This is a genomic window from Nocardia sp. NPDC059691, from assembly GCF_042733915.1.
Classification (GTDB): domain Bacteria; phylum Actinomycetota; class Actinomycetes; order Mycobacteriales; family Mycobacteriaceae; genus Nocardia; species Nocardia sichangensis.
Genome location: NZ_JBHWFB010000012.1, coordinates 206,711 through 229,736, shown reverse-complemented (window position 1 = coordinate 229,736; position 23,026 = coordinate 206,711). Strand labels below are relative to the sequence as shown.

Genomic DNA, 23,026 nt, shown 5'->3' with positions numbered 1-23,026 from the left:
AGTGAACCACCGCACGATGATCCGCCGATCGGTTGCCGTGGTGTCGACCCTCCTGCTCGTGGTCGTCGCTCTGGTGGCCGGTTGCACGATAGACCGCGGCTCCGGAAAGCCGCGTCCCGCTGCCGGTCCGATCGCCAAAGCGACGTTGACCCCCGCCGCCGACGCCACGAACGTCAACCCGACAACGCCGGTCTCGGTGACGATCAGCGACGGCACGATCGATCAGGTCGCGCTGACCAACGTCGCGGGCAAGCAGGTCCGCGGCGAACTCGCGCCGGACCGGCGTGCTTACACCATCACCGAGCCGCTCGGCTACGACGCCACCTACGCCTGGTCGGGCACCGCCGTCGGCGCCGACGGCAAGCCGATCCCGATCGACGGCTCGTTCCACACCCTGAAGCCCAAGAGCACCGTCCCCGCGACCCTGAACATCGGCGACAACCAGGAGGTCGGCATCGCGGCGCCGATCATCCTGCAGTTCAAGTCCTCCGTCACGAACAAGGCGGCGGTGGAGAAGGCGCTCACGATCACCACCGACCCGCCCACCGAGGGCGCGTGGGCCTGGTTCCCGGACGACGGCGGCTCCCGCCTGCACTGGCGTCCGAAGAACTACTGGACACCGGGGACCGCCGTGCACGTCTCGGCCCGCCTCTACGGCCTCGACCTCGGTGGCGGCAACTACGGCGATTCCGATCTGACCACCGATTTCCGCATCGGCCGCAGCCAGATCGTCAAGGCGAGCGCCCCGAGTCACCGCATGCAGGTGGTCCGCGACGGACGGACGGTCTTCGATTTCGCCGTCAGTTACGGCGAGGGCAACGAGGCGCGCAACGTGACTCGTTCCGGTGTCCACGTGGTCACCGAGAAGTACGAAGACTTCATGATGTCGAACCCGCCGTTCTACACCAATGTTCGCGAACGCTGGGCGGTACGCATTTCCAACAACGGCGAATTCATCCACGCCAACCCGGAATCGCTGTCGGCGCAAGGGTCGGCGAACGTCACCAACGGCTGCATCAATCTGTCGCCCGGTGATGCCCAGGCGTATTTCCCCACGTCCCTGTACGGCGATCCGGTCGAGGTGAGCGGAACCTCGATCCCGCTCTCGGCCGCCGACGGCGACCTCTACGACTGGACCATCGACTGGGACACCTGGAAAACCATGTCGGCGTTGCAGGGCGCGCCGTCGGCCGTGGTCTCCGCCACACCGCTGCCCCCGCAGCCCGCGGGGGCGCGCTGACCGGTTCTAGCGCACCTTCACGTTCTGTTCTTCGGTCGCGTCGTCGGCGTGTTCCTCTTCGACCTCTCGGTCGGCCTGGCGTTGGGCGCGGACCGCATCGTGCCGCTCGGCGAGCAGGTCGCGAATCTCGGTCAGCAGTTCGATCTGGGTGGGCTCGGCCGCCTTCGGCGTGCCGAAGCGATTCTTGATCGTCTTCATGGGCAGGATCAGCACGAAGTAGAGCACCGCGGCGACCATGAAGAAATCGATGGCGGCCGTGATGATCGGGCCGACGGCGATGAAGGTGGCGGGCTTGGAGGGGATCAGCTGCACGCCGAGGCCCAGCTGGTTGGTGCTGCCGAACACCGCGAGCAGCGGATTGACGACACCTTTCGTCACCGAGGTCACCACGGAGGTGAACGCGGTGCCCATGACGACGGCGACCGCGAGATCGATGACGTTCCCGCGCATCAGGAACTCTTTGAAGCCCTTGAACATGAGCCGAATCACTCCCATCCGATGTCCTTACGCGTGCGGCTTCTCGGATGTTAACGGCTCCGGGCGAACAGCGAAGGCCCAGCAATTCGCGGCCGGGCCGGCGCTGCCGAAAGAGTAATGCGCTTCGGCTATGAAGTGCGGCGGGCGAACCGGCCCGCGTCGGCCTGGTCGCGCGGCTTGATGATGATCTGGTCCAGATCGACGTGCGCCGGTCGCGACGCGACGAACCCGATGACCTCCGCGATGTCCTGGGCGACCAGCGGATCGATGCCCTCGTACACCTTGGCCGCGCGTTCGGCGTCGCCGCCGAAACGCACCAGCGAGAACTCGGTCTCCACCGCGCCGGGCGCGATCTCGGTGAGACGCACCGGCTGCCCGAGCAGCTCTCCGCGCAGCGTGCGGTGCAGCACGGCTTGCGCGTGCTTGGCGGAGGTGTACCCGGCGCCGTTGTCGTAGGCGGTGAACGCGGCCACCGACGTGACGGTGACGATCAGCCCGTCACCGGAGGCGATCAGCTTCGGCAGCAGCGCCTTGGTGACGCGCAGTGTGCCGAGCACGTTGGTCTCCCACATCCAGCGCCAGTCGTCCAGGTCGGCCTCGGCCACCGGAGCCAGGCCCTTCGCGCCGCCCGCGTTGTTGACCAGCACGTCGACGCGCTCGACCGCCTCGGTGAACGCCCGCACCGACTCGTCCGAGGTGACGTCGAGTTCCAGTGCGGTGCCGCCGATCTCGTCGGCGAGGCGGCCCAGGCGATCGAGCCTGCGCGCACCGACGTAGACGTGATAGCCCTGCTTCGCCAGCTCACGGGCGGTGGCCTCCCCGATCCCCGAGCTGGCTCCGGTGACGACGGCGGTGCGAGTGCTCATGCGAACAGATCCTAGGTGCGCGAGGTTTGCCGGGTCCTGGCGGTCCCGCGAGCACGGTTAGCCTCGGTGCATGGCAATTCGGGACGTGGTGAGCGCGGACGGAACCAACATCGTCTACCGGGTGAGCGGCCCGGCGCACGGCAGGCCGCTGGTGCTGCTGCACGGCTGGTCGGCGAATCTGCGCTGCTGGGGTGGAGCCGCCGACGACCTCGCCGCGCACATGCGGGTGGTCGCCGTCGACCTGCGTGGCCACGGTTACTCCGACGCGCCCGCGGCGGGCTACGACGATCCGAAGAACTGGGCGGCCGACGTCGCGGCGGTGCTGGCGGCCGAGGGCATCGCGTCCGGGGCGGTGCTGCTCGGCTGGTCCTACGGCGGGATCGTGCTGACCGACTACTTGACCGCATATGGCACCGGCGCCGTGGCGGGCGTCGTCTACACCGGCTCGATGGCGAACATCGGCCCCGGTGTGCCCGGCGCGGCGACCGGCAGCATGATGCGGGAGGCGATTCCGGGCGTCTTCGAGGAGAGCGCGGGGCGGGCGGTACGCGCCTTCGGTGTATTCGGCAATGCGAACACCGGACCGGGCGCGGACAAGGGACCGGACGCGCAGCGCTTGTTCGGGGCCAGTCTCGCCACCCCGCCCGCGGTGCGCAAAGCGCTGTTCTACCGGACCGTCGACAACACCGAGACCCTGCGCACACTGGACGTTCCGGTGCTCGTCCTGCACGGGACCGCCGACCGGGTCGTTCCCGTCGACAACGGCCGCTATATCGCCGAGGCCGTGCCGGACGCGCGTGTGTCGTTCTGGGAGGACGCCCAGCACGGCCTGTTCATCGAGGACCGTTCCCGGTTCGTCGCCGAGGTGCGCGCGTTCATCGAGAGTCTGTGATCGGATTCATGTCTGCTCTGTGATAGCTCTCACTTGCCGCGGATAGCGTGTCTGGGCCGGGGAACGCAACGTGCACTATGGATAGTGTGAGTCAGCGCCTGGACCTACGGCCGAACCGTATCGCCGTGTTATCGGTGCACACCTCACCACTCGCTCAGCCCGGCACCGGCGACGCGGGCGGCATGAACGTCTACGTCCTGCAAACGGCCGTCGAGCTGGCCCGGCGCGGCACCGAGGTGGAGATCTTCACCCGGGCCACCGCGTCGAACGTCCCGCCGGTCCAGGAGGCCGCGCCCGGCGTGCTGGTGCGCACCGTGGTGGCAGGCCCGTTCGAGGGCCTGGACAAGCACGATCTGCCCACCCAGCTGTGCCCCTTCACCGCGGAGGTGCTGCGTCAGGAGGCCAGGCACCTGCCCGGCCACTACGACCTGGTGCACTCGCACTACTGGTTGTCCGGCCAGGTCGGCTGGCTGACCAGGGACCGGTGGCGGGTGCCGCTGGTGCACACCGCGCACACCCTGGCGGCGGTGAAGAACGCCGCGCTGGCCGAGGGCGACTGTCCCGAACCGGCGACTCGCGAGATCGGCGAGAAGCAGGTGATCGCCGAGTCCGACCGGCTGGTCGCCAACACCGCCGAGGAAGCCCGCCAGCTGGTGGAACTCTATGGCGCCGACCCCGAGCGCATTGATGTCGTCCCGCCGGGTGCCGACTTGACCTGCTACCGCCCCGGTGACAAGGCCGCCGCCCGCGCCGCGCTCGGGCTGGCCGCCGACGAGCGGATCGTCGCGTTCGTCGGCCGGATCCAGCCGCTGAAGGCGCCCGATGTGCTGGTGCGCGCCGCGGCCGAGGTCTTGCGCGCCGACCCGGAGCGCAAACTGCGCGTGCTGATCGTGGGCGGCCCGTCCGGCAGCGGGCTGGAGCGGCCGGACGCGCTGATCGATCTGGCCGCCGAACTCGGCATCGCCGAGCGGGTCAGTTTCCTGCCCCCGCAGCCGCCGCAACGGCTGGTGCTGGTCTACCGCGCCGCCGATCTGGTCGCGGTGCCGAGCTACAACGAGTCCTTCGGCCTGGTCGCGATCGAGGCGCAGGCCAGTGGCACCCCGGTGCTCGCCGCGGACGTGGGCGGTCTCGGCACGGCCGTACGGCACGAGGTGTCCGGCCTGCTCGTCCCCGGCCACCGCACCGTGGACTGGGCGAACGCGCTGCGCCACCTGCTGGACGACCCGGACCGGCTGCACCGGATGGGCGAGCAGGCCGTCGCGCACGCGGCCAACTTCTCTTGGGCGCACACCGCCGACGGGCTGCTCGCCAGCTACGCCGCGGCCATGGCCGGTTTCCGGGACGAGCGGGCGGCTTTCGGCGGACGCGGCCTGGCGCACAGCGCTGTGCGGGAGGATGCCTACGACCGGGTGTCCGACGACCACACCGGTCTCGCCGCGGAGCGGACGGCCGCCCTGCTCGGCGAGAACAGTCAGGCGAGATCGCGGGCGCTGTGGCGGCGCCGGATGGGAGTGCGCCGGTGAACGAGGTACAGACGACCGCGCGGCTCATCGATGAGACGCTGCGGGACAGGGAGATCGAATACACACGGCCGGGGGAGGAGACCTTCGTCGTCGTCCTGCCCGGTGAGCGCAAACTGAAGACCACGGTGATGGTCACTGTGGGCAAGCACGGGGTCCGCTTCGAAGCGTTCGTCTGCCGCAAGCCCGACGAGAACTTCGAAGGCGTGTACAAGTTCCTGCTGCGCCGCAACCGCAGGCTCTACGCCGTCGCGTACACCCTCGACCGGGTCGGCGACATCTATCTGGTGGGCCGGATGTCCGCGCACGCCGTCACCGCCGACGAACTGGACCGGGTGTTCGGCCAGATTCTCGAGGCCGTCGACGCCGACTTCAACGTGCTGCTGGAACTCGGATTCGCCGAATCCATTCGGCGGGAATGGAAGTGGCGCGTCTCGCGCGGCGAGTCGCTGCAGAACCTGCGCGCCTTCGAGCATCTGGTCGATTCCGCCGACAAGCCGTAGCCGGTCGTCGCGCCGTCCGGCTCCCGGGTGACAATCGCAGGTGGCTCGGATCGGCGAAGGGACGGCATTGGCGATTCTCGCTCTGGACATCGGCGCGACGAAGTTCGCGGCCGGGGTGGTCGGCCCCGGTGCCGAGGTGCGCGACGTGCGCCGGGTGGACGTGCCGGACGCGGGCGTGTGGGACGTCTGTCGCGAACTGCTGCGCGCGGTCGCGGGGCCGGAACCCGTCAGCGCGGTAGGTATCGGTGCGGCCGGGCCGGTGGATGTGCGCACCGGCGTCACGGGTCCGTTGAACATCCCGGAGTGGAAGACGGGATTCCCGATCGTCGCCGCCGTGCGGGAACTCTTTCCCGCCGCCACGATTCGTTTCGCCATCGACGGCGCTTGTCTCGCGCTGGCCGAACATCGCCTCGGCGCGCTGCGCGGGGTGCCCGACGCGCTGGCCATGACGGTGTCGTCGGGCATCGGCGGCGGGATCGTCGCGGGCGGCAAGGTGCTGCTCGGGCGCACCGGCAACGCCGGGCACGTGGGTCACATCGTCGTGCCCGGGTGGGACACGCCCTGCGGCTGCGGCGGCCGCGGCTGCGTCGAGGCGGTCGCGAGTGGCATGTCGTCGGTGCGCTGGGCGCGCGAGCAGGGTTGGCCCGGCGCCACGGGGGCGCGGCTGGCCGCGGACGCGCACGCGGGCGACGAGATCGCCGTCGCCGCGCTGCACCGGGCGGGCACCGCGCTCGGCGCGGCGGTCGCCTCGGCCGCCGCTCTGCTCGACGTCGACCGGGTGGTGATCGGCGGCGGGTTCGCGCAATCCGGTGCGCCGCTGTGGGATCCGTTGCGGGCCGCGGTGGACGCGCACGCCGGACTGAAATTCCTGCGCGGACTGCGCGTGGAACTCTCCGAGATCACCCACGGGGCCACCCTGGCGGGCGCGGGTGTGCTCGCCGCGGAGCACACCGCCGACGAACCGGTCTGACATCGCGCTTTCGCGCCAGGACCGGGGCGGCGGAGGCGGGAACCGATGCGACCCGGCGCAGCGCGCATGGGAGGATGGCCGCATGACGTACACCCTCGTGCTGCTGCGCCACGGCGAAAGCGAATGGAACGCCCTGAACCTGTTCACCGGCTGGGTGGACGTGCATCTGACCGACAAGGGCATCGCCGAGGGCAAGCGGGCCGGGGAACTGCTGGCCGAGCACGGCATCCTGCCGGACGTCGTCTACACCTCGCTGCTGCGTCGCGCGATCTCCACCGCGAACATCGCGCTGGACGCCGCCGACCGGCACTGGATCCCCGTGATCCGGGACTGGCGGCTCAACGAGCGCCACTACGGTGAGCTGCAAGGCAAGAACAAGGCGCAGGTCAGGGAGAAGTACGGCGACGAGCAGTTCATGCTGTGGCGCCGCAGCTACGACACCCCGCCGCCGCCGATCGACCCGGCCAACGAGTACAGCCAAGAGGGCGACGCGCGCTACGCGGGCATCGATGTCCCGAAGACCGAATGCCTGCTCGACGTGGTCAACCGGATGGTTCCGTACTGGGAGTCGACCATCTCCAAGGACCTGCTGTCCGGCAAGACCGTGCTGGTCGCCGCGCACGGAAACTCGCTGCGCGCGCTGGTCAAGCACCTCGACCGGATCTCCGACGAGGACATCGCGGGCCTGAACATCCCCACCGGCATCCCGCTGCGGTACGAGCTGGACGAGAACCTGCGCCCGGTGCGTCCGCACGAGTACCTCGACCCGGAGGCGGCCGCCGCGGGCGCCGCCGCCGTCGCCGGTCAGGGCGGCAAGTAACCCGCATACCGAGCACTCTCGACGCGCTGTCACCCGCCCGGGTGGCAGCGCGTCGTCGTTTCGATGAGGTGTTGCCGTGCGACACGCCGGAGGGATGCCTGTCGATCCGCGGCGCGATGTCGGCGATTTAAGTTACCCACTATTTCTACCGTCTAGTAAGTAGGTACACTCTGGTCGTTCGACCAGCCGAGAGGTGGATCACGTCCGATGAAGAACGCGCTGCGGGCCACGGTGGCGGCGGTTGCCGTCACGATGCTCGTCCCCTTGCTCGTCGGCGGCGCCGATGCCGTCGCGCCGCCCACCGGCCCGGACGGCGGCGCTGCCGGAGCGGCTTGGACCGCCACCCAAGATGATCCGCAGCAGTACCCGAACATCAACATCCAGTGGGACGTCCCCATCACGATGAGTGACGGAACCGTCCTGAAGGGCAACGTCTACCGGCCCGCGGACGCCTCCGGCCGCCCCGTCGACACCCCTACGCCGACGATCGTCAATCTCACGCCGTACACCAAGCTGGTGTCGAACCTGGCCGATCACGCGCAGTCGATCCCCGGCCTGTCCGACGCGCTGATCGAATTCTTCCGGCAGATCGACATGAGCGGCACGCCGCTGTCCGGCGTCACCGACCTGACGAAGGCGTTCGGCGGGGGCGAACTGCGCAACTTCACCGTCGACCGGCAACTGATCAAGAGCGGCTACTCGCAGGTGGTCGTCGACGTGCGCGGCACCGGTTTCTCTCAGGGCGTCTGGGACATGCTGCGCGGTCGCGAACAGCAGGACACGCTCGAGGTGATCGACTGGGCGTCCCGGCAGCCGTGGTCCAACGGACGCGTCGGCATGAACGGCATCTCCTACTCCGGGATCAATCAGGTGCAGGTCGCGCAGAAGCGCCCGCCCGCCTTGCAGGCGATCTTCCCGGTCGTGCCGGGCAGCGACCTGGTCAACGACGTGCTCGCACCCGGCGGCGGCTTCGGCTTCAACTTCATCCCGCTGTGGCTCACCGCGGTCAACGGGCTCAAGCTGATTCCCGATCTCGCCTCGGTGCTCAACGGGCAACTGGACACCACGTGGCTGGCCGACCGCGCCCGCGATCCGTTGACCTTCATGGACGTCCTGCTCAACGTCTACACCACCGCGCGCATCGAGGATCTCGACCCGCGCGCCAAGGAACTGCTGACCGACGGCTCCGGCCCGCGCCAGGACTGGCTCGGTGATCCCAGCGGTATCCGGACGCCGACCTTCGTCACCGGCGGCTGGCACGACCTGTTCACCTACTCGGAATCCAAGATCTACGACGAGATTCCGCTGCCGCCGGGCCAGAAGCAGCTGCTGATGGGCAACACCTATCACCTCAACTCGGGCAACGAGTACGGCAAGCCGGGCCTGCCGCCGCGGCTGGATGTGTTGCAGCGCGCGTGGTTCGACCGGTGGCTCAAAGACATCGACAACGGCATCGAGCAGTACGGCCCGATCACCCTGCGTCAGCAGGGCGGTGGCTGGATCACCACCGACTCGTTCGCCGCGTCGACCGCCGCCGCGAATCCGGGGCAGGCGGTGCATCGCAGGATGTACCTGTCCGCCGCCGCCAGCGGCACCGCGAACAGCCGCTACGACGGTTCGCTCGATGCCACGGGCACCGGCGAGCCCGCGCGTCTGACCGTGGCGCCCGGCCTGACCAGCCTGTGTTCCAACGACGCCGCCCAGGGCAGTGCCGGTGTGCTTTCGGTCATCGACGGCTGTGCGAAGGACTCCAGGGTCGAGGAACTCAACGGGCTGACCTTCACCAGCGCCCCGGTCGGCGAGCCGACCACGATTTCGGGGCGGATCGCGGTGCGGCTCAACACCGTTCAAGATGCCGCCGATGGGTACTGGGTGGTCACGGTGAACGATGTCGCGCCGGACGGGCAGTCCAGCGTGCTGTCGTCCGGTCAGCTCATGGCTTCGCTGCGGGCGATCGATGAGGCGAACAGCAGCAAGTCGGCCAGCGGCGACTACACCGATCCGCGGCCGTACACCTCGCTGGATCAGCGGCAGCCCACGGTCCCCGGCGAGGTGACCACGCTGGACATCGCGCTGCCCGCCACCGAGGCGATCCTGCAACCCGGTCACCGCCTGCGCGTCGACGTCTACGCGGGCAACTTCCCAAAGGGCTTGCCGATCCTGCCGATGCTGATCGACACCGGCTTGCGGCCTCAGCATCTGGAGCTGGACCCCAGCCGTCCGAGCTTCGTCAACATCCCGGTCAGCGGCAATCCGGGCTGGTAGATCCGGGGCGGGTCCGGGCGTGCACCCCGCGCATCGACGTCGCGGGGTATGGGCGAGGGTGCACGCTCCGGCCTCATCGTCGTGCGGTCAGTCGGCGACGGCGAACGCGGCCTCCAAGGGCGGGAACATCGCGCGGGCGTCGTGCCCGGCGAACCAGAGACCGACGGTGAACACCGACATCGCCTCCAGGTACCGGGCCCGGTGCAGCCCGCCCGCCGGGAGCGCCCGCGATCCCAGGTCTTCCGCCAGCCCCGCGACCACCCGCAGCGCGGCCTCGTCGTCACCGCACAGCGGCACCGCCAAGCGGCGCTCGTCGAAGACGCGCGCCTTCGCCTGCCACACCTCGGCGGCGCACAGGTTGAAGGCCTTCACCACGTGCGCTCCCGGCGCCAGCGCAGCGACCCGTTCCGCGACAGCGTCTTCCGCCAGGACGAAGGCGGTGGCTCCTTCCGGCGCCGTCGCATCCGGGGCGAAGGCGTTGGTGCAATCGACCACCGTGCGTCCGGCCAGCAGCTCTCCGGTCGCGTGCAGCACCTCCGACAGCGCGGGCACCGGTAACGCGAGCAGCACGACCTCGCCGAACGTCGCCGCGTCGGTGATGCTCCCGGCGCGCCCGCCGATCGAGGCCGCCGATTCCGCCGCGGCGGCGGCGGAGCGGGCGCCGATGAGTACTTCGTGCCCCGCCGCGCTCCAGCCGCCGCCGAGCGCCCGCGCCATCGCGCCGGCGCCGATGATTCCGATTCGCATTCGAACTCCTGACTCGAAATGTGTTCGACGACGACGCTAGGAAATCCGAAAGGCACCCGGAGGTGCGCAACGGCGCTGGCAAGCTGGAGCCGTGAACGCAGCACCGATCGACCCGGTCAGCGCCGAGCGGGTGGAATACGCGCCCTACGGCGACTTCGAATCCGACTGCCCGGCCCGGATGGGTGTGGACATCTTCGGCAACTCCTGGCTACCGGTGCTCGTCTACCTGCTGCGCGAGGGGCCGATGCGTCCGGGCGAGCTGCGCGCGGCCATCGGCGGCATCAGTCAGAAGATGCTGACGCAGACGCTGCGCCGGATGGAACAGATGACGCTGGTGCGCAGGCACCGCTACGCCGAGGCCCCGCCGCGGGTCGAATACGAGCTGACCGAGGCGGGCGTGGACCTGTTGACCCCGATCTACGCCCTGGGCGAGTGGGTGGACAAGCACGGTGCGTCGGTGAACGCGGCCCAGGCCGAGGCCGACGACGAAGAAAACCGACCGCTCGGTGAATACGAGGCGGATACGTGACGTCGAACAGCGCGTAAACATGCGGCTAACGGGGCCGGAAGGGCCTATGACCTGCGCGAAACTTCGTGTACCCCGCGTTGGCCGACCGGTCGGCGACCGTACGATTCAAGTGTGAGTGTTCCCCAGGCCGTGCTGCTGGCCATCTTGGCGGCTGTCGTCGGCCTGGCAGTCGGCGGGCTACTGATCCCGTATGTGAATGCCAGGCAGGCCGCGCGCAGGCAGGCCGACTCCGGTCTCACCATGTCCCAGGTTCTCGACCTGATCGTGCTCGCCTCCGAGAGCGGGATCGCGGTCGTCGACGAGTACCGCGACGTAGTGCTGGTCAATCCGCGCGCGGAGGAACTCGGCCTGGTCCGCAATCGCCTGCTCGACGAGCGGGCCTGGGCCGCGGTGGAGAAGGTGCTGGCCACCGGCGAATCCGCGGAGTTCGACCTCACCGCCAAGAATCCGGTCCCCGGCCGCGGCCGCATCGCGGTGCGCGGGGTCGCCAGGCAACTGTCGCGGGAGGAGACCACCTTCACCGTGCTGTTCGCCGACGACGATTCCGAACAGGCGCGCATGGAGGCCACCCGCCGCGACTTCGTGGCCAACGTCAGTCATGAACTCAAGACCCCGGTCGGCGCCATGAGCCTGCTGGCCGAAGCTTTGCTGGAATCCGCCGAAGACCCCGACGCCGTGCGACACTTCGGTCAGCGCGTGCTCGGTGAATCCCGCCGCCTCGGCAAGATGGTGACCGAGCTCATCGCGCTCTCCCGCCTGCAAGGCGCGGAGAAACTGCCCGAACTCGAGGTGGTGGACGTGGACACCGTGGTGATGCAGGCGGTCGACCGTTCCCGCACCGCCGCCGAAGCCGCCGGGATCACGGTCAGCACCGACCGCCCGAGCGGGCTCGAGGTGCTCGGCGACGAAACCCTGCTGGTCACCGCCCTGTCCAACCTGGTGGAGAACGCGATCGCCTACTCGCCGGCCGGTTCCCACGTGTCGGTGAGCCGCTCACTGCGCGGCGATCACGTGGCGATGGCGGTCACCGACCGCGGCATCGGCATCGCCAAAGAGGACCAGGAGCGGGTGTTCGAGCGATTCTTCCGGTCCGACAAGGCGCGTTCGCGCCAGACGGGCGGCACCGGTCTAGGCCTGGCTATCGTCAAACACGTGGCCGCCAACCACAACGGGGAAATCACCCTGTGGAGCAAGTTGGGCACCGGATCGACGTTCACCTTGCGCATACCCGCCCATCACGAAGCAGGCGCCGACGACGACCACGACGGCGCCGTGGTTGGCACGAATGAAACAAGCCCGCGTCCTCCGGGACCGGGCCGACCGAATGGTGTGGAGGCACGCAGATGACGAGTGTTCTGATCGTCGAGGATGAGGAGTCGCTGGCCGATCCGCTCGCGTTCCTGCTGCGCAAGGAGGGTTTCGAGGTCACCGTCGTCGGTGACGGGCCGTCCGCGCTCGCCGAGTTCGACCGGTCCGGTGCGGACATCGTCCTGCTCGACCTGATGCTGCCCGGCATGAGCGGCACCGACGTGTGCAAGCAGTTGCGCACCCGCAGCGGCGTCCCGGTGATCATGGTCACCGCGCGCGACAGCGAGATCGACAAGGTGGTCGGCTTGGAGCTGGGCGCCGACGACTATGTCACCAAACCGTATTCCGCCCGCGAGCTCATCGCGCGCATCCGCGCCGTACTGCGCCGGGGCGCGGGCGACGAGCTGGAGGGCTCCAACGAGAGCGGCGTGCTGGAAGCGGGTCCGGTCCGGATGGACGTCGACCGGCACACCGTGATGGTGAACGGCAAGCCGGTCACCTTGCCGCTCAAGGAGTTCGACCTGCTCGAATACCTGCTGCGCAACTCCGGGCGGGTGCTCACCCGCGGCCAGCTGATCGACCGCGTGTGGGGCGCCGACTACGTCGGCGACACCAAGACCCTCGACGTGCACGTCAAGCGGCTGCGCTCGAAGATCGAGACGGATCCGGCCAAGCCGGAACACCTGGTCACCGTGCGCGGCTTGGGCTACAAACTGGAGGCGTGAGCGCTCCGCGCGGCGAGAACCCGCAACGGCCGAGAGCACTGCGGTGCTCTCGGCCGTTGCGTTCAGCGGTGTGTCAGGGGACGTAGATCCACGTGGTGCCGAGGGGGGTCTCGGTCTTCTGCAGGGTGATCCAGCCCAGATCGTCTTCCTGCATGCAGTCGTAGAGATCGACGGTGTTGGTACCGCGGCAGGCGATGGTGTGGGAGGTGCCGTACGGGCTCGCGATCAGGAGCTTGCCCGCGGCCTTGGCGTTGACCGCGGCCGGATCGGTGGCCGACACGAACTCCGTGGTGAAGTCGAAGAACTTGTGCGGGTCGCCGTTCGGCTCGGCGTGGGCTACTCCGGTCAGCGAGAGGGCGGCGCCCAGGGCGATGGTGGCCGCGGTGAGAACTTTCTTGGACATAACGGCACATCAAACCCGATCCGGGTAAAGCTCGCATGGCGACGGGGTGAACCGCCCGGCGAATCGGTCCGCCGACCGCGGCCGACCGAGCGCCCGACCGGCAAACTGGTCAGGCGATCGGATCCGTGGATTCGCGCATCCGCTCGGCGTGCACCGTCGCCGGGTGGACGGCGATCAGGCCGAGTCCCTCGCGGCGCTTGCAGTGCCTGGCCAGCTCCGCGTAGGCGGGCGCGCCGATCAGTTCGGTCAGCTCCGGTGCGTAGGACTGCCACACCGGCTTGGAGCCGACATGGGCGTCGGGAGAGCCGGAGCAGTACCAGTCCAGATCGGCGCCGCCCGGCCCCCAGCCGCGGCGGTCGTATTCGGTGATCACGGTGCGCAGGATCTGCACGCCGTCGGGCCGGTCCACCCAATCCTGGGTGCGGCGGATCGGCAGCTGCCAGCACACGTCCGGCTTCACCTCCAGCGGCTCGATGCCGCGCCGCAGCGCCATGGAGTGCAGGGCGCAGCCGATGCCTCCCGCGAAGCCGGGACGGTTGAGGAAGATGCACGCGCCGTCGAACCGGCGCGTGCGCAGCGCGGGCTCGTCGTCCAGTTCGTCGAGTTCCAGATAGCCGCTCTTGGTGACTTTGCCCTGCGCGTTGGTCGCCTCGTCCCGCAGCTGCCAGTCCTCGGGTGTGAGCATCTTCACAGCGCGGCTCAGTCGTTTGCGGTCGTCCTCGTCGGAGAGGAACGCGCCGTGCGAGCAGCAGCCGTCGTCCGGCCGGTCGGCCAGGATGCCCTGACAGGCCGGGGTGCCGAACACGCAGGTCCACCGCGACAGCAACCAAGTGAGATCGGCGACGATCAGATGCTCGTCATTTGCCGGATCTACGAACTCGATCCACTCACGGGGAAAGTCCGGATCGACTTCCGGGGCCGGGTCGATCTTCCCCGCTGGTCGGGGCCGGGTCGGGCTGCTCGGTGATGCGCCTACCGTCACGAAATAGGACGCTAACAGTTCAGTCGCCTGGGCTGAAGTGCCACACCACCCAGTACCGTGTTCATGTGCGGCTTGGGGTACTCGATGTCGGAAGCAATACCGTTCACCTGCTCGTGGTGGACGCGCATCGTGGCGGTCACCCCCTGCCGATGAGCTCGACGAAAGCCACCTTGCGGCTCGCGGAGAACATCGACGTCGCCGGTCGAATCACCGAGGCGGGCGCGCAGCGGCTGATCGACACCGTGGCCGAATTCGCCAGCATCGCCGAGACGTCCAGATGCGTCGAACTGATGCCGTTCGCCACCTCGGCGCTGCGGGAGGCGGCCAATTCCGAGGAGGTACTCGGTCGCGTGCGCGAGTCGACCGGCGTGGACCTGCGGGTGCTGTCCGGCGTCGACGAGGCGCGGCTGACCTTCCTCGCGGTGCGCCGCTGGTACGGCTGGAGCGCCGGGCGCATTCTCAACCTGGACATCGGCGGCGGATCGCTCGAGATGACCAACGGCGGCGACGAGGAACCCGACGTCGCGCTGTCCTTGCAGCTGGGTGCGGGCCGGTTGACCAGGGAGTGGCTGCGCGAGGACCCGCCGGGCAAGCGCCGGGTCGCCGTGCTGCGGGACTGGCTCGACGCCGAGCTGGTGGTACCGGCGAAGAAGCTGCTCGAGCCGGGCAAGCCCGATCTCGCCGTTGGCACCTCGAAGACCTTCCGGTCGCTGGCCCGGCTCACCGGAGCGGCACCCTCCGCGGCGGGTCCGCGGGTGCGTCGTACACTCACGAGCTCGGGTCTGCGCCAACTGATTGCGTTCATCTCGCGGATGACGGCGGCGGACCGTGCAGAATTGGAAGGCGTAAGTTCCGATCGGTCACAGCAATTGGTGGCCGGCGCACTGGTCGCGGAGGCGAGTATGCGGGCACTTTCGCTCGATACTTTGGAGATTTGCCCGTGGGCGCTGCGTGAAGGGCTGATCCTGCGCAAACTGGATACCGATATGAATGGTGGACCCGAAGCAACGTACTCAGCGGGCACGGCGGCCGGTGACGGTCGGCCCGCGCCCGGCGGCGCGCCTTCGCCGGGCTCGATCGGGACGGTGTCGTCATGAGCGAGGATTCCAAACAGCTGTCGGTCGCGGAACTGCTGGCGCGTAACGGCCAGCAGAGCGGAGGCTCGTCCGGCGGTGGCAGACGTCGCCGCAGTGGCCGTGGCATCTCCGTCGCCGAACTGACCGGCGACCTGCCGGTCATCCGGGACGGCGGTGGTCACTCCGCGCACGCGGCGCCGGATTCCGACGCGGAGGAGCCCGCCTACGCGCCCCCCTCGTTCGATCCGCCCGCGCCGGAACCGGTTTCCTACTCGCCCGAGCCACAGCCCGATCCGTCGTCGTATTCGCCCATGTCGGGCCCGATTTCGATGTACGACCCGCTGGCCGGTTACGCGCAGCCGGACCCGCCGCAGGCCGATCCGCCGCCCGGGCGATCCAGCCGGGTCATGCCCGGCCGGGAGATGCCCTCTTCGCGGCACGGCACGTCCTTCGATCCGCTGTCGCCGGATACTCCGGTGTCCGATCTGTTCTCGGTCGCGCCCGGTCCGTACGCCCCCGACCCACTGGCGGGTGTGCCCGAGACGCCCCCGCGCTCGGGGCGCAGGCGCAGGCGGGAGGAACCCGAAGAAGAGGCCACCGAGGTACGGTCCTGGCACGAGGTTCCGCACGAGCCGTTCGGCCGGGACGCGCTGTCCGACCGCGGGGTCGGTGAACCGGGCCGCAACGGCCACGCAGAGCGGGACGCACCCGGCTTCGGCCGTTCGCCGCTGCCCGAACGCAACGGCGCCAGGGGTGGGCGCGCGGCCAGGCGCAGAGCGGCGGAGGCCGCGGAAGCCGCCGAGGATCTCGGTCCGTCCACCGCGGCCTGGTCCCCGTCCACCGGCGGCTTCGCCCCGGAATCGGAACCGCTGCCCCTTCCGCCGCCGCCCGATCCGAGACCGAAGCCGACCAGGCCCGCTCCGCCCGAGCCGCAGCAGGAGGCGCATCGGAGATCAGCCCGCCGCGAGGGCGTCGGCGAGAACGGACTACCGGCCTGGTCGGCCCGCCGGCACAAGCCGCAGGCCGATTCCGCGCCGGAATCCGTCGGTATCCCGACCGCCGCGTGGTCGCTGGCCAGCCAGGATCAGCAGTTGCTCTCCGGCCAGACGGTCGCGGGCGACCTGTTGCGCGACGGCGTCGACCGGGCCGAACGCGGCGCGGCGGCGCGCAACGGCAGGGGCGGTCGCGGTAGGCGCGCCGCGGCCGAGGCCGCGGAACTGGACGGCGTCACCGACGTCTACGAGCCGATCGCGCTGGACGAGGACGAAGACGACGAGGACGACATCGTCGACGAACCTCGCGTCACCAGCCGGGCCACCTCGCGCCGGTCCCGGGCCGTCAAGAAGGCGGAGGACGACGAGAACCGGCGCCAGTGGATGATCCTCGGCGGCCAGAGCACCGGCGCCGCCGTCGCGGGCATGCTGCTGTTCAAGGGCTTCGAGCGGATGTGGGAGATGCTGCCCTGGGTCGCGCTGGCCCTGGCGATGATCGTGATTCTCGGCCTGGTGGCCCTCGTGCGGATCCTGCGCAGGACCGACGACATCCTCAGCACGGTGATCGCCGTCGTCGTGGGCATCTTCGTCACGCTGGGGCCACTGGCCTTTCTTCTCAGCACGAACTGAGCATGGAGCAAGTCGTGGCGAATATCGGGCAGGCGAACGAGACCGGGTCGCGTACGGGCGAGGGATCGCCAGGAGATACCGGGGGCGCATCCCGGCCGAGGGGGATCCGGGTGGGGCTCTCGACCGCCTCGGTGTACCCGCAGAACACGGAGGCCGCGTTCCGTTACGCCGCCGAACTCGGCTACGACGGCGTCGAGCTGATGGTCTGGGCCGAGCCCGCCAGCCAGAGCATCGCCACCGTGCAGGCGTATTCGCGCAGTTACGGCGTTCCGGTGCTCGCGTTGCACGCTCCGTGCCTGCTGATCTCACAGCGGGTATGGGGTTCGGATCCGGTGGCCAAGCTCGAGCGCAGTGTGCACACCGCCCAGGCGCTCGGTGCGGGCACGGTCGTCGTGCACCCGCCGTTCCGCTGGCAGCGCCGCTATGCGGCCGGGTTCGCGGCGCAGGTGGCCGAGCTCGAGGAGAGCAGCCCGGTGCTCGTGGCGGTGGAGAACATGTTCCCGATGCGGGCGGACACGCTGTTCGGCCGACGCGAAGGCGCGGTGCGCCGACTGGAGCGCCGTGGTGGCCCGGGTCCGGCGCTCACCGCCTTCAGCCCCTCCTACGACCCGACCGACACCGGGTTCCGCCACTACACCCTGGACCTGTCTCATACCGCCACCGCAGGAGCCGACCCATTGGCGCTGGCGGCCCGCATGGGCGCGGGTCTGGTCCATCTGCACCTTGCCGACGGCCGAGGCGCCGCGCACGACGAACATCTCGTTCCGGGCGATGGCACCCAGCCATGTGTGGAAGTGTGCGCGAGCATGGTCCGCAGCGGTTTCACCGGCCAGGTCGTCGCCGAGATCAACACGCAGAACGCGCGCACGACCAAGGAGCGGGCCGAGATGTTGCATCGCACGCTGGCCTTCGCCCGCAAGCATCTGACCGAGGCCGCCGCGCCCACTCCCGCCGGCGCGCGGCACAGCTCGCCCGAACCGCCGATGTGACGCTCGTCGCTACTCCGGTATGCGGCCATGGGGTCGGTCGCCGGTTGCGTTGTACGTTGTACGAACCCGTTGCCGACAGTGTGGTCACGAGGCCGCGAACGACGCCATCGGGTGCGGTCGACGCAGGACAGGAGTGAGGATGACGACGGAGCTGACGGCCGAATTCGGCCCGGCGGCCACGACCGACGCACCGTTCAGCCAGGTGTGCGCGCTGGAACCGGCGCCGCCGCGAACCCCGGACACCGGCCGCTACCTGGGCTTCATCGACGACATCTGGACCATCGGCCCGAAGGTGCACGGCGGGACGATGGTCGCGGGCAGCGCGGCCGCGGCGACGAATTGGCTGCGCGCCGCCGATCCCGCGCTGGTCGGGATGGCGCCGGTCGCCGCGAGTTCCGATTTCCTCGGCGCGCCGAACCCCGGCGAGGTCGAATACGAGGTGCGCTTGCGGAAGATCGGTCGCCAGATCTGCCTGGCCGACGCCGACCTCGTCCAGAACGGCCGCGTCCTGGTGCGCACGGCGCTGACGTTCAGCCGCCTGGACGACGCGAACCCGATCTACGCGCCCGAGCACTCCGACATGCCCACGGAGCCGCCCGCCGATGCCATCGGCTACGAGCCCGGCTCCCAGATGGGCGACATCGTGCACGTCGGCCGAGGCGCCGACATCTATCTCGACCGCGACTGGGCCCGCTTCCTCGCGGGCGCGAAGGGCGAGCCGCGCCTGCGGTTGTGGATTCGTCCGCGACCGGGCGACGAGCAGGACCCGGACGTCGCGATGTACTTCGCCATGATGAGCGCCGACATGAGCCCGCCGGTCCCGATGAACCTCGGCCACTTCGGCTGGGCGCCCACCGTGCAGATGACCACCTACCTGCGTCGTAGGCCCGCGCCGGGCTGGCTGCGGATCGTCGCCACCACGCACGAGGTGGGCGAGCGCATGTTCGACGAAGATCAGCTGGTGCTGGACTCGACCGGCGCGGTCGTCGCGCAGAGTCGTCAGCTGGCGCTCGTTCCCCAGCGCTGAGCCGCCGCGCGCGCCGTCTAGCCTTGAGGCCCATGACGAGAATTGCGGTGATCGGTGGCGGGCGCATCGGGGAGGCGTTGGTCGCCGGGTTGCTGGAGTCCGGGCGGCTGACCAAGGATTTGGTCGTCGTGGAGACGCATCGGGAACGGGCCCATCAGCTCGCCGACCGCTTCGGCGTCCGGGTCACCGACGACCTCGCCGATGCCGCGGTCGGCGCGGATCTGCTGGTGATCGCGGTGAAACCGGGCGATGTGGACGCCGTGCTCGCGCCGCTGGGCAAGGCGGAGATCGGCAGCGACCGCGATCAGGTGCTGGTGTCGCTTGCGGCCGGTGTGCCGACCGCTCGACTGGAGGGCAAAATGCCCGCCGGGTTCCCCGTGGTGCGGGTGATGGCGAATACGCCGATGCTGGTGGGGCAGGGGATGAGCGTCATCGCGCCGGGGCGCTATGCGCGCGAGCGGCATCTGGAACTGGTGACCGAGATGCTCGGCGCGGTCGGCAAGGTGGTCACCGTGGCGGAGAGCCAGATGGACGCCGTAACCGCGGTGTCCGGATCCGGGCCCGCCTACTTCTTCCTGGTCGTCGAGGCCTTGGTGGACGCGGGTGTCGGCCTCGGGCTCACCAGGGATGTGGCCACCCAGCTCGTCGTGCAGACCATGGTCGGCTCGGCCGCCCTGCTGGACAGTTCCACCCAGACCGCGGCGGAGTTGCGCGCCGCGGTGACCTCGCCCGCGGGCACCACCGCGGCCGCGATCCGCGAACTCGAGCGCGGAGGACTACGCTCGGCATTCTGGGAAGCCCTCTTCGCATCGAAGGAACGGTCGGTCGAACAGGGCGCATCAGCGGAGTGACCGGTCTGTTCAAAATCGGAAAACCCGATTTCTCACACCCGTCGCAGTAACACCACTGGTCCCGCTAAGCTTCAAGGAGCACGTGCGTGTCTGTTCCGCCGGTGGGGAAGCCGGCGGCGCGGACGTGCCGGAGGTCAATGGTGCAATGATGTCTGCGAACAAGATGTCTGCGAATTCCGGAGCGTCCGGCGGCTCCGGTCCCGCAGCAGGTCGGGGGAATTCCCGCGCACAGCGTGAGGCCGCGACACAGGGGCAACCTGTACTCGGCGGCGGCACCCAGTTTCTCACCGTCGCCGAAGTGGCGAGTCTGATGCGGGTGTCCAAGATGACGGTCTACCGGCTCGTGCACTCGGGCGAGTTGCCCGCCGTGCGCGTCGGACGATCGTTCCGGGTGCACGCCAAGGCGGTGCACGACTATCTGGAAACGTCCTATTTCGACGCCGGATGAGGCGGTTTCGGTACCGCTGGGGCGTGACGGTACGATAGCTCCTCGGTTCGTGTTCGCCCGCCGGTGGCATCGTTGTTCGTTGCCCCGTGGTATCCGGCGGCGCGAACACGGGGCGTGAGGCTTGCCGAGTGACCCCGGCCCGTCGGCCGGGGCGCGGCAGACGGGCGTCCGGCAATCGCGCACGGGCAGCGTGCGCGCCGAGTAGAGAGAACGCGAGGACAACCCTATGGGTTCTGTGATCAAGAAGCGCCGCAAGCGCATGTCGAAGAAGAAGCACCGCAAGCTGCTTCGCCGCACGCGTGTTCAGCGGCGCAAACTCGGCAAGTAGGCATCGCTGCGTGGTAGCTGCGCGAGCCCGTCACCAATAGGTGACGGGCTCTTTTATTTGAAACTTGAAATTTTGGAATCACCGTTTGTATCACGTGACTGAAGTCATCGTTAGATCCTGGTTAATACTCTCGGTGCGCGGGTAGGCAACCGCTACGCTGGGCACTGGGAATAATCACAAGGGCGGCTGGCAATGGAAAGCGGGTGCCGGTGAGTTCTGAGGGTCGGGAAGTGTACGCGCCGAAGGTCGTGCTGGTCACCGGGGCCAGCCGGTTCTTCGGCGGCACGGTCGTCGCCCGCCTCGCCCAGCACCCCGCGATCGAGCGGATCCTCGCCGTCGACACGATGACGCCGAGCCGAGAGTTGCAGCGGCGCATGGGCCGCGCGGAATTCGTCCGGGCGGACATTCGAAATCCGTTGATCCGTAAGGTGATCGATGGTGGCGAGGTGGATACCGTGGTGCACACCGCGCTGCTGACGCGCCCGCCCGCGGGCGGCGGTCGCGCGGTGATGAAGGATTACAACGTCCTCGGCGCGATGCAGCTGTTCGCGGTGTGCCAGAAGGTGGCTTCGGTGCGCCGGGTGGTGCTGCGCTCCTCGTCGGCGGTTTACGGTTGCAGCGCCAAGGATCCCGCGAAATTCACCGAGGAAATGAGCGCGCGCACACCGCCGCGCGGTGGGTTCGCGCGGGACATGATCGATATAGAGGGTTATGTTCGTGGGCTGGCCCGGCGGCGCCCCGATATCGCCACGTCAATTCTGCGATTCGCCCCCATCGTCGGCCCGCGGCTGGCCGCCCGCGGCGCGCAATATCTGCGTTCGCCGGTGACCCCGACCGTATTCGGCCGGGACGCCAGAATGCAGCTGCTGCACGAGGAGGACGCGGTGGCCGCGTTGACCCACGCGGCGCGCGGCGCGGCAGGTGGCACGTACAACATCGCGGGCGACGGCGCGCTCTCGCTGTCGCAGGCGGTCCGGCGGGCGGGCCGGATCGAGTTGCCCGTTCCCTTCACGGTGTTCCGCACCGCGGGTCGCCTGCTCATGGGCCCGGTGCTGCGGGAGTTCTCCGCCGAACAGCTCGACTATTTCCACTTCGGTTGTGGCCTGGACACCACGCGCATGCGCACCGAATTCGGGTTCGTGCCGCGCTGGACGACGGTGCAGGCATTCGACGACTTCATCGGGGGCGCAGCGTTGCGGCCCGTGGTCGATCCAGCGTGGATCGACGCCGCAGAACACAAACTGCTCGGCCTGCTCGGGGCCGGTACGGGAGCACACCAATGAACGACGTAGCGAAAGTCATCCGACTCCACGACCTCCAGATCGAGGCGCGCCAGCGGCCGGCGCCACGCAGGCTGGCCGCTCCGAGTCCGGTGACGTCGCTGGTGGAGCGGCGCGCGGCGGTCGCGCCCGCCGCGCCCCAGTCGCTGTCGGGCATGCTGCGCGGCGCGCTCGGCAAGCAGATCTCCAAGACCGCGGATTTCGCGCGCCGCAGGCTCACCGGCGACTACCAGGTCGACGAGTTCGGTTTCGACGAGCATCTGCTCGAGTCGGTCATCCTGCCCGCCCTGCGTCCGCTGTCGGACCTGTGGTTCCGGGTGGAGGTCAGCGGCATGGACAATCTCCCGGAAGCCGGCGGCGCGCTGATCGTGGCCAACCACGCGGGCACCGTGCCGATCGACGGTCTGATGCTGCAGCTGGCCGTGCACGATCGGCATCCCAAGCAGCGCGCGTTGCGCTTGCTGGCGGCCGACCTGATCTTCGAGACGCCGGTGCTCGGGGTGCTGGCTCGCCGGGCGGGCCACACGCTGGCCTGCCGGGAGGACGCCGAACGGCTGCTGCGCTCCGGCGAGCTGACCGGCGTGTTCCCCGAAGGCTTCAAGGGCGTCGGCAAGCAGTACACCGATCGCTACAAGCTGCAGCGCTTCGGTCGCGGCGGCTTCGTCGCCGCCGCGGTGCGCACCGGCGTGCCGATCATCCCGTGCTCCATCGTCGGCTCCGAGGAGATCTACCCGAAGCTGGCCGACCTCAAGCCGCTGGCCCGGCTCCTGGGTCTCCCGTATTTCCCCGTGACGCCGCTTTTCCCGCACCTCGGCCCGCTGGGCGCGGTGCCGCTGCCGTCGAAGTGGTACATCGAATTCGGCGCCCCCATCCCGACCGCGCCGTACGAGCCCGAGGCCGCCGACGACCCGATGACCATGTTCGAGGTCACCGATCAAGTGCGCGAGACCATCCAGCAGACGCTCTACAAACTGCTCACCAAACGCCGCAACGTTTTCACGGGGTAGAGGATGCGCTAGGAACCGTCGCGGCGGGGGGGTGCAGCCGCCCCCGCCCCACCCCCCCCCCCCCCCCCCGGCCCGGGCGCGGGGAGTCCCCCCCAATACGCCCGACGGCCCCGTAGGGGATATGCTCGAATCACCCCCCCCGGGAGGGCGG

General features: G+C 69.3%; 24 protein-coding genes. 19 read left to right on the top strand and 5 right to left on the bottom strand.

The window, feature by feature from the left end; genetic code table 11:
* Window positions 1–16: 16 nt before the first annotated feature.
* Complete coding sequence (locus ACFV2O_RS26100) at window positions 17–1,240, top strand: Ig-like domain-containing protein (RefSeq protein ID WP_379254094.1); 1,224 nt, start codon at window positions 17–19, stop codon at window positions 1,238–1,240.
* A gap of 6 nt (window positions 1,241–1,246) precedes the next feature.
* Here ACFV2O_RS26100 and mscL read toward each other — a convergent pair whose 3' ends face one another.
* Window positions 1,247–1,735, bottom strand: coding sequence for a large conductance mechanosensitive channel protein MscL (gene mscL / locus ACFV2O_RS26095; RefSeq protein ID WP_379254022.1), 489 nt, complete (start codon window positions 1,733–1,735; stop codon window positions 1,247–1,249).
* A gap of 110 nt (window positions 1,736–1,845) precedes the next feature.
* On the bottom strand, window positions 1,846–2,583 hold the full coding sequence (locus ACFV2O_RS26090) for an SDR family NAD(P)-dependent oxidoreductase (protein ID WP_356962604.1): 738 nt from the start codon (window positions 2,581–2,583) through the stop codon (window positions 1,846–1,848).
* Window positions 2,584–2,653: 70 nt separating this feature from the next.
* On the opposite strand from ACFV2O_RS26090, the gene ACFV2O_RS26085 reads away from it, so the two are divergent.
* The 6 genes from ACFV2O_RS26085 (at window position 2,654) to ACFV2O_RS26060 (ending at window position 9,553) form a co-directional block, all read left to right on the top strand.
* Complete coding sequence (locus tag ACFV2O_RS26085; RefSeq protein ID WP_355071900.1) at window positions 2,654–3,475, top strand: alpha/beta hydrolase; 822 nt, start codon at window positions 2,654–2,656, stop codon at window positions 3,473–3,475.
* 77 nt (window positions 3,476–3,552) lie between these two features.
* Window positions 3,553–4,998: a D-inositol-3-phosphate glycosyltransferase gene (gene mshA / locus ACFV2O_RS26080; RefSeq protein ID WP_379254021.1), complete on the top strand. Its 1,446-nt coding sequence runs from the start codon at window positions 3,553–3,555 to the stop codon at window positions 4,996–4,998.
* Entirely contained in the window at window positions 4,995–5,498 is a 504-nt protein-coding gene (locus tag ACFV2O_RS26075) for a YbjN domain-containing protein (RefSeq protein WP_355071902.1), read from the top strand. Before mshA ends, ACFV2O_RS26075 begins: the two co-directional genes overlap by 4 nt.
* Before the next feature lie 67 nt (window positions 5,499–5,565).
* Window positions 5,566–6,468 carry an ROK family protein gene (locus tag ACFV2O_RS26070; protein ID WP_379254093.1) on the top strand — a complete coding sequence of 301 codons (903 nt, stop codon included), beginning with the start codon at window positions 5,566–5,568 and terminating at the stop codon, window positions 6,466–6,468.
* Between the two features lie 82 nt (window positions 6,469–6,550).
* On the top strand, window positions 6,551–7,288 hold the full coding sequence (locus ACFV2O_RS26065; RefSeq protein WP_379254020.1) for a phosphoglyceromutase: 738 nt from the start codon (window positions 6,551–6,553) through the stop codon (window positions 7,286–7,288).
* A 207-nt stretch (window positions 7,289–7,495) separates the two neighbouring features.
* Window positions 7,496–9,553: a CocE/NonD family hydrolase gene (locus ACFV2O_RS26060; RefSeq protein ID WP_379254019.1), complete on the top strand. Its 2,058-nt coding sequence runs from the start codon at window positions 7,496–7,498 to the stop codon at window positions 9,551–9,553.
* An 87-nt stretch (window positions 9,554–9,640) separates the two neighbouring features.
* Here ACFV2O_RS26060 and ACFV2O_RS26055 read toward each other — a convergent pair whose 3' ends face one another.
* Window positions 9,641–10,300, bottom strand: a complete 660-nt coding sequence (locus ACFV2O_RS26055) for an NADPH-dependent F420 reductase (RefSeq protein ID WP_379254018.1) — start codon at window positions 10,298–10,300, stop codon at window positions 9,641–9,643.
* A 91-nt stretch (window positions 10,301–10,391) separates the two neighbouring features.
* Here ACFV2O_RS26055 and ACFV2O_RS26050 point away from each other — a divergent pair, with 91 nt between their 5' ends.
* The 3 genes from ACFV2O_RS26050 (at window position 10,392) to ACFV2O_RS26040 (ending at window position 12,862) form a co-directional block, all read left to right on the top strand.
* Window positions 10,392–10,829, top strand: coding sequence for a helix-turn-helix domain-containing protein (locus tag ACFV2O_RS26050; protein WP_355071910.1), 438 nt, complete (start codon window positions 10,392–10,394; stop codon window positions 10,827–10,829).
* A 111-nt stretch (window positions 10,830–10,940) separates the two neighbouring features.
* A complete protein-coding gene (locus ACFV2O_RS26045) occupies window positions 10,941–12,176 on the top strand; it encodes a sensor histidine kinase (RefSeq protein ID WP_379254017.1) in 1,236 nt (411 codons plus the stop codon).
* A complete protein-coding gene (locus ACFV2O_RS26040) occupies window positions 12,173–12,862 on the top strand; it encodes a response regulator transcription factor (RefSeq protein ID WP_355071912.1) in 690 nt (229 codons plus the stop codon). The genes ACFV2O_RS26045 and ACFV2O_RS26040 overlap by 4 nt, the downstream gene beginning before the upstream one ends.
* 73 nt (window positions 12,863–12,935) lie before the next feature.
* On the opposite strand, the gene ACFV2O_RS26035 is transcribed toward ACFV2O_RS26040, so the two are convergent.
* Window positions 12,936–13,265, bottom strand: coding sequence for a hypothetical protein (locus ACFV2O_RS26035; protein WP_355071913.1), 330 nt, complete (start codon window positions 13,263–13,265; stop codon window positions 12,936–12,938).
* A 109-nt stretch (window positions 13,266–13,374) separates the two neighbouring features.
* A complete protein-coding gene (locus ACFV2O_RS26030; RefSeq protein ID WP_379254016.1) occupies window positions 13,375–14,247 on the bottom strand; it encodes a hypothetical protein in 873 nt (290 codons plus the stop codon).
* 65 nt (window positions 14,248–14,312) lie between these two features.
* Here ACFV2O_RS26030 and ACFV2O_RS26025 point away from each other — a divergent pair, with 65 nt between their 5' ends.
* The 9 genes from ACFV2O_RS26025 (at window position 14,313) to ACFV2O_RS25985 (ending at window position 22,875) form a co-directional block, all read left to right on the top strand.
* A complete protein-coding gene (locus ACFV2O_RS26025; protein ID WP_379254015.1) occupies window positions 14,313–15,344 on the top strand; it encodes a hypothetical protein in 1,032 nt (343 codons plus the stop codon).
* Window positions 15,341–16,945 (top strand): hypothetical protein, encoded by a 1,605-nt coding sequence (locus tag ACFV2O_RS26020; RefSeq protein WP_379254014.1) that lies wholly within the window; start codon window positions 15,341–15,343, stop codon window positions 16,943–16,945. Before ACFV2O_RS26025 ends, ACFV2O_RS26020 begins: the two co-directional genes overlap by 4 nt.
* 110 nt (window positions 16,946–17,055) lie before the next feature.
* Entirely contained in the window at window positions 17,056–17,934 is an 879-nt protein-coding gene (locus ACFV2O_RS26015) for a sugar phosphate isomerase/epimerase family protein (RefSeq protein WP_379254013.1), read from the top strand.
* Window positions 17,935–18,073: 139 nt separating this feature from the next.
* Window positions 18,074–18,961 carry a thioesterase family protein gene (locus ACFV2O_RS26010; protein WP_355071921.1) on the top strand — a complete coding sequence of 296 codons (888 nt, stop codon included), beginning with the start codon at window positions 18,074–18,076 and terminating at the stop codon, window positions 18,959–18,961.
* A gap of 32 nt (window positions 18,962–18,993) precedes the next feature.
* Window positions 18,994–19,812: a pyrroline-5-carboxylate reductase gene (gene proC, locus ACFV2O_RS26005; RefSeq protein WP_364424320.1), complete on the top strand. Its 819-nt coding sequence runs from the start codon at window positions 18,994–18,996 to the stop codon at window positions 19,810–19,812.
* A gap of 145 nt (window positions 19,813–19,957) precedes the next feature.
* The gene (locus ACFV2O_RS26000) at window positions 19,958–20,260 is read left to right on the top strand and encodes a helix-turn-helix domain-containing protein (protein WP_379254012.1); all 303 of its coding nucleotides are present in this window, start codon (window positions 19,958–19,960) and stop codon (window positions 20,258–20,260) included.
* A gap of 226 nt (window positions 20,261–20,486) precedes the next feature.
* On the top strand, window positions 20,487–20,588 hold the full coding sequence (locus ACFV2O_RS25995) for a 30S ribosomal protein bS22 (RefSeq protein WP_003402602.1): 102 nt from the start codon (window positions 20,487–20,489) through the stop codon (window positions 20,586–20,588).
* A 209-nt stretch (window positions 20,589–20,797) separates the two neighbouring features.
* Window positions 20,798–21,871, top strand: a complete 1,074-nt coding sequence (locus ACFV2O_RS25990; RefSeq protein WP_379254011.1) for an NAD-dependent epimerase/dehydratase family protein — start codon at window positions 20,798–20,800, stop codon at window positions 21,869–21,871.
* Complete coding sequence (locus ACFV2O_RS25985; protein WP_379254010.1) at window positions 21,868–22,875, top strand: lysophospholipid acyltransferase family protein; 1,008 nt, start codon at window positions 21,868–21,870, stop codon at window positions 22,873–22,875. The genes ACFV2O_RS25990 and ACFV2O_RS25985 overlap by 4 nt, the downstream gene beginning before the upstream one ends.
* The last annotated feature ends 151 nt before the right edge of the window (window positions 22,876–23,026 follow it).